Here is a 6,194-nt window from a genome sequence, read left to right as displayed (position 1 = left end):
CCAATTCATCTAAATGATAAACCGGAACCCCTCCGACTTTTGTTCCCACTTTATCCGGATCAACATCGAACGCCATTACGATTTTCGTATTGTTATTTTTACTAAAATTGTAGTTCAAAAATGCTGTCCCTAAATTACCGACGCCAAATAACGCTACTTCTGTCGTTTCATCTTGGTCTAACGTTTTGCGGAAAAACGACAGCAAATAATTCACATTATATCCGTATCCTTTTTTTCCAAGCGCACCAAAGTATGAAAAATCACGGCGAATCGTTGCTGAATCGACTTTTACAGCTTCGCTTAACTCCGCTGAAGATACACGTTGCTTGCCTGATGCATGCAAGTTTTTCAAAAAACGATAGTACAACGGTAGTCGCTTTGCGGTCGCCTGCGGAATTTTTGGTTGTTCATTATTCACGAGTCAATCCCCCACATTTCCTTTCACAAATAGTTAGCGCTTTCATTTTTCTCTCCTATACGTCTAAAAAATTCTCCCCACTTCTAAACTATACACTATTTTTTTCATTCTGTCTTTCCTTTGTACCCTTTATTATTATTTTTGTCAAATTTGTTATTCACACACTAGTGTTGCCGAATATCAAGAAAGTACGTTACACTATCAAAAGAAGATTGAGGTGAGAAAGAATGATCATTTTACAAGTAAATCAACTATCCAAATCATATGGAGCGGAACAAGTTTTATCAGACATTAAGCTTGAAATACAAGAAAAAGACCGTATTGCGTTAGTTGGAAGAAATGGCGCGGGAAAATCGACATTATTAAAAATCATTGCCGGACAGTTGTCATACGACACAGGCGAAATCATTAAACCGAAACACGTAACGATCGGTTATTTAGATCAATATACAGGGTTGCAAGCGCATCGTTCCATTTGGGAAGAAATGCTCGATGTGTTTGCCCCGCTACAACAAATGGAAAAACAATTACGCGAACTAGAACAACAAATGAGTTTACATGATGCTGACTATGAGCGCCTACTTGAGCAATATGATCGTTTACAAACAGAATTCAAAGAAAAAGGTGGCTATCAGTATGAAGCAGATATTCGTTCGGTTCTTCATGGTCTCCGCTTCTCACAGTACGATTATACGACAAAAGTATCTACATTAAGCGGCGGACAGCGGACGAGGCTAGCGCTCGGTAAACTGCTCCTTACAAGACCAGATTTGCTCATTTTAGACGAACCGACAAACCATTTAGATATGGAAACGTTGCAATGGCTTGAACAATATTTAAAAAATTACGATGGGGCCATTCTTATCGTCTCCCACGATCGCTATTTTCTTGACCAAATCGTGACACAAGTGTATGAACTATCACGCACAAAAATAAAAAAATATGTCGGAAACTATACAAGCTACTTACAACAACGTGCTGAACAATTCGAACAACAACTAAAATTGTATGAAAAACAACAAGAGGAAATTACAAAATTAAAAGATTTTATTCAACGCAACATCGCTCGTGCATCAACAACGAAGCGAGCACAAAGCCGTAGAAAACAATTAGAAAAAATGAATATCATCGACAAGCCACTCGGTGATGAAAAATCGGCATCGTTTCGTTTCGAAATCGAACGACCAAGCGGAAACGACGTGCTGACAGCTAACAACTTAGCAATCGGTTACGATCACATCATCGCAACAAACCTTTCATTCCGTATCACTCGCGGAGATAGTATTGCGCTAATTGGGCCCAATGGAATTGGAAAATCAACTCTTTTAAAAACGATCATCAAACAACTCCATCAGAAACAAGGAGAAATACGCTACGGAACAAACGTACAAATTGGCTATTATGATCAAGAACAAGCACAATTAACATCAAACAAACGAGTGATCGACGAACTGTGGGACGAAGATCGATTAAGAACAGAGAAAGAAATTCGGACCATTCTCGGCAACTTTTTATTTTCTGGTGACGACGTATTGAAGCCTGTTCAGACGTTAAGCGGTGGAGAAAAAGCGCGACTCGCTCTCGCTAAACTCATGATGAAGAAAGCAAACGTATTAGTTTTAGATGAGCCGACAAACCATTTAGATTTAGATAGCAAAGAAGTGCTAGAACAAGCGCTCATAGAATACCCAGGAACAATTATATTCGTTTCACACGATCGTTATTTTATTAACAAAATTGCAACAAAAATATATGAGTTATCCACAGACGGTCTTGTTGAGTATTTAGGGGACTATGATTATTACGTAGCAAAAAAAGCAGAGCTGCTTGAGCTTGGACAAATTAGCCAAAAAATTAAAACGGGCGAATCGTTGTCACCAAAACGTTCGTACGAAGAAGAAAAAGAACGAAAAAAATTAGAACGACAACGACAACGAAAAATCGAACAGCTAGAAACGGAAATGGAGCAAATCGAACAACAAATTGCTACGTATGAACAACAATTATATGATCCTTCCTGTTACAACGACTATGAAAAAGCTCGGGATACTCAAGGAAAAATTGATGAGCTGAAACAAAAATTCGACGAGTTATTCGAACAATGGGAACTTTTACAAAAATAATAACGAGCTAGCTCCATTTGTGGGCTAGCTCATCTTTTACACAAAGATATCCACAGAAAAAACACCTAAATATAAGTTATTCACCAACTTTTCCACATTATCCACAACAACAAAAGAAAAATCCCCCGTTTTGTTGTGGTTAACTTGTTATGATAAAATAACATACAATCAACGTTTTCCACATTATTCACATGTATGTGGATAAAATAATCCACAACAAGCTGAACTGTTCTTAGAAAAATTCGTATGACAATTAGAAAAAGGTGCCCCATTGCTTTTGGGACACCTTCTTGCTATAACAGTAAACTTGGGTTTGCATTTAATGCCATGGTGGCACGCTTTCCTTGTTGAAATAATACTGTTCCCGCTGCTGCAATCATCGCTGCATTATCTGTACAAAGCGACAACGGCGGGATAACTAACTCGACTTCTGGCAGTTGATTCATTTGTTTTTGTAATTGTGTACGTAACCCTTCATTTGCCGCCACACCGCCAGCCAGCAATATTTGTTTTACGCTGTAATGCATGGCTGCTTCGATTGTTTTTCTCACTAATACCTCAACGACACTTGCTTGAAAACTTGCCGCCATATCTTCAGGTCGGATCATTTCTCCACGTTGCTTTGCATTGTGCAACGTGTTAATAACCGCTGATTTTAATCCACTAAAACTAAAATCATACGAACCTTCTTCTAACCACGCGCGCGGTAAATCAATAATTGGTTTCCCTTGTTTCGCTAAACGATCGATATGAGGTCCCCCTGGATAAGGGAGTTGCAATGCCCGGGCAACTTTGTCATACGCTTCTCCAGCCGCATCATCACGCGTTTCTCCAATCACCTCAAATATCCCATGCTCTTTCATGTAAATGAGCTCTGTATGACCTCCAGACACAACAAGCGCCAGAAGCGGAAATTTCATTTCTTGTACAAGTTGATTTGCGTAAATATGTCCTGCGATATGGTGCACGCCAACAAGCGGAATGCGATGTGCAAAAGCCAATGCTTTCGCCGCATTTACACCAATCAATAGCGCCCCAACTAATCCCGGTCCCTCTGTTACTGCAATCGCGTCAAGTTGACTTATATCCATATTTGCCTGTTTCATCGTTTCTTCTAACACGAGCGTAATTTGTTCAACATGGTGACGGGAGGCAATTTCAGGAACGACTCCTCCAAATCGTTGATGGCTTTCCATTTGTGAAGCGACAACGTTAGCTACAATTTCACGTCCGTTTTTCACAATGGCCGCCGCTGTTTCATCGCAACTTGTTTCAATTCCAAGGACAAACATATCTTTTTTATTCATAAATTCACCCACATTACTAATGCATCTTCTTGATTATCCGAATAGTATCTTTTACGAATACCTCCATTTAAAAAACCAAGTTTCCGATACAATGACTGTGCAACGATATTCGATACTCGCACCTCTAACGTCATTGTTTTTGCCCCCTCTTCTCTCGCCAACGCCATCGCCTGTTTCATTAGTGCTTCTCCTAATTTTTTCCCGCGAAACTCCGGTAATACTGCAATGTTTGTAATATGTGCCTCATCCATGACCAGCCACATGCCACAATAACCAATGATTTGTCCATCATGCTCCATCACAATGTAACGAGCATACGGATTATTCGTTAATTCTTGGTGAAAAGAGGAACGACTCCACGGCAGTGTAAATGAACGCTGCTCAATTTCTACAATACGATCAAGATCTTGAATCGTCATAAAACGGAAAGAAACATTCACTTAACATTCCGTCCTTTCTTGCTGACGAGCAAGCCAATTCGCTTCTGCCTCTGCTAAACGAATATAGTTTGGGACAAACGTATGAACATCTTCTGGTTCACGGTTCATTCCTAACCATGCAAGTTCGCTTGGGCGTGGATTGTGAAGTGTCGCTGAAGCTACTTGAACAGAACGACCTAGTACTTCAACAAACGTAGCTTCGTGTAGTACACTATCATTTCCAACTAATAAAATGGATTGATCATATGCTTTTAATTCATTTGCCCAATCAGTAGCTAAAATGACTTGATCCGCTACGATCGATTGCACGTGATCTCCTTCTACTTTGTAAAGACCGGTATAAATTTGTCCGCGTCGAGCGTCCATTAATGGAACAATAAGCCCGCCAAAATACTTCGCATTTGCTGCCATCACTTCTAAACTCGATACACCAACAAGTGGAATGTTTAGCGTCCAAGCCAAAGTTTTGGCAATCGTCACCCCAATGCGAACCCCTGTATATGATCCAGGACCTTTGGCGACAACAATACGGTCAAGATCTTGAGGGTTCATATCACATTGTTGCAAAAGTGATTCAATGGCAGGCATCACTCGGATCGAATGATTTTTTTTCAAATTCGTAATCATTTCCCCTTTGACAATTTGTCCATCAACGACAGCAACTCCCATAACAAATGTGGATGTATCAATGGCTAGCACTTTCATCGTTAAAAATCTCCTCACATAACTGTTCGTAACGTTGACCAATCGGTGAAAATCGAATGATTCGACTCTCTCCATCCATATGGTGAATGTTAATATGTAAATGTTCCGTTGGTAAATATGGTTCAATTAAATGAGCCCACTCAACAACGGTTACACCATCACCAAAAAAATATTCCTCAAATCCTAAATCTTCTTCACTTTCTGCTAAACGATATACATCCATATGATATAAAGGGATACGCCCTTCATATTGCTTTATAATAGTGAAAGTTGGGCTACTTACATTGCGGTCAATTCCTAATCCTTTAGCTAATCCTTTTGTAAACGTTGTTTTTCCTGCTCCTAAATCACCTTCTAACGTAATAACGTCTTGTGGCTGAACATACTGAGCAAGTTTCATCGCTAATGCTAACGTATCTTCAGGATGATGTGATACATATTCATATGTTTTCATCGCTCATTCCCCTAATTAAGTAAAATCAACATACAAAAAAGACCTTAGGATCACTCTCCTAAGGAAATGCTACACATATAAGTGTACACGAAAACAAATCATAACGCAAAAAAGGCATAAAAAAATACGAAACTTACACTGTTTCGTCTCATTAATCTATCTTCATCTTCGAATATTGGTTGCGGGGGCAGGATTTGAACCTGCGACCTTCGGGTTATGAGCCCGACGAGCTACCTGGCTGCTCCACCCCGCGGCAATAGGAAATAACTAAAAGGTTTATCGAATGGAACAGAACCCTCTTAAAAAACTGGCCGTCCCGCTCTCAATTAGTATATTCAAGTAGTGATTCGAGCGGTACGCTGATGTGAACTCACAGAGGTGAATTCGTTCGTGCTCCACCCCGCGGCAATACAAAACAAATATAATAATGCCCGGCAACGTCCTACTCTCGCAGGCGGTGTCCCGCCAACTACCATCGGCGCTGGAGAGCTTAACTTCCGTGTTCGGGATGGGAACGGGTGTGACCTCTCCGCCATCGTCACCGAGCAATATGTATTCCTTCAAAACTAGATAACAGAACAGTCGCCTTCGCTTTTCGTATGTGTTTAGTTAAGTCCTCGATCGATTAGTATCCGTCAGCTGCACGTGTCGCCACGCTTCCACCTCGGACCTATCTACCTTGTCATCTTCAAGGGATCTTACTCGCTTGACGCGATGGGAAATCTCATCTTGAGGGGGGCTTCACGC

The 6,194-nt window shown here is 40.5% G+C and carries 6 protein-coding genes, 1 tRNA gene and 2 rRNA genes; 1 reads left to right on the top strand and 8 read right to left on the bottom strand.

Annotation, left to right across the window (positions count from 1 at the left end; translation table 11 throughout):
* The coding region (locus tag LD028_RS01680; protein WP_237810716.1) for a redox-sensing transcriptional repressor Rex at positions 1-418 on the bottom strand (418 nt) is incomplete at its 3' end.
* 227 nt (positions 419-645) lie between these two features.
* Between LD028_RS01680 and LD028_RS01675 the strand changes: the two genes are divergently transcribed.
* Positions 646-2,541, top strand: a complete 1,896-nt coding sequence (locus LD028_RS01675) for an ABC-F family ATP-binding cassette domain-containing protein (RefSeq protein ID WP_006323908.1) — start codon at positions 646-648, stop codon at positions 2,539-2,541.
* Between the two features lie 293 nt (positions 2,542-2,834).
* Here LD028_RS01675 and tsaD read toward each other — a convergent pair whose 3' ends face one another.
* The 7 genes from tsaD to LD028_RS01640 form a co-directional block, all read right to left on the bottom strand.
* Positions 2,835-3,848, bottom strand: coding sequence for a tRNA (adenosine(37)-N6)-threonylcarbamoyltransferase complex transferase subunit TsaD (tsaD, locus tag LD028_RS01670; protein WP_128999463.1), 1,014 nt, complete (start codon positions 3,846-3,848; stop codon positions 2,835-2,837).
* A complete protein-coding gene (gene rimI, locus LD028_RS01665; RefSeq protein ID WP_012573932.1) occupies positions 3,845-4,288 on the bottom strand; it encodes a ribosomal protein S18-alanine N-acetyltransferase in 444 nt (147 codons plus the stop codon). The genes tsaD and rimI overlap by 4 nt, the downstream gene beginning before the upstream one ends.
* Positions 4,289-4,993 (bottom strand): tRNA (adenosine(37)-N6)-threonylcarbamoyltransferase complex dimerization subunit type 1 TsaB, encoded by a 705-nt coding sequence (gene tsaB, locus LD028_RS01660; protein WP_237810715.1) that lies wholly within the window; start codon positions 4,991-4,993, stop codon positions 4,289-4,291.
* Complete coding sequence (gene tsaE, locus LD028_RS01655) at positions 4,974-5,447, bottom strand: tRNA (adenosine(37)-N6)-threonylcarbamoyltransferase complex ATPase subunit type 1 TsaE (protein WP_237810713.1); 474 nt, start codon at positions 5,445-5,447, stop codon at positions 4,974-4,976. The genes tsaB and tsaE overlap by 20 nt, the downstream gene beginning before the upstream one ends.
* A gap of 176 nt (positions 5,448-5,623) precedes the next feature.
* A tRNA-Met gene (locus tag LD028_RS01650) sits at positions 5,624-5,700 on the bottom strand.
* Between the two features lie 176 nt (positions 5,701-5,876).
* Positions 5,877-5,993: ribosomal RNA gene (gene rrf / locus LD028_RS01645) — 5S ribosomal RNA — on the bottom strand.
* Positions 5,994-6,052: 59 nt separating this feature from the next.
* Positions 6,053-6,194 (bottom strand): 23S ribosomal RNA (locus LD028_RS01640); the annotation flags it as partial.

Source organism: Anoxybacillus sp. LAT27 (assembly GCF_022030075.1).
GTDB lineage: Bacteria > Bacillota > Bacilli > Bacillales > Anoxybacillaceae > Anoxybacillus > Anoxybacillus kestanbolensis.
The sequence above is the reverse complement of the archived record's forward strand: the minus strand, read 5'-3'. Positions and strand labels throughout refer to the sequence as shown.

Bases quoted from the DNA above. Each gene is read 5' to 3' on its own strand.
- tsaB (WP_237810715.1), bottom strand. From the start codon at position 4,993: ATGAAAGTGCTAGCCATTGATACATCCACATTTGTTATGGGAGTTGCT.
- tsaE (WP_237810713.1), bottom strand. From the start codon at position 5,447: ATGAAAACATATGAATATGTATCACATCATCCTGAAGATACGTTAGCA.
- tsaD (WP_128999463.1), bottom strand. From the start codon at position 3,848: ATGAATAAAAAAGATATGTTTGTCCTTGGAATTGAAACAAGTTGCGAT.
- LD028_RS01675 (WP_006323908.1), top strand. From the start codon at position 646: ATGATCATTTTACAAGTAAATCAACTATCCAAATCATATGGAGCGGAA.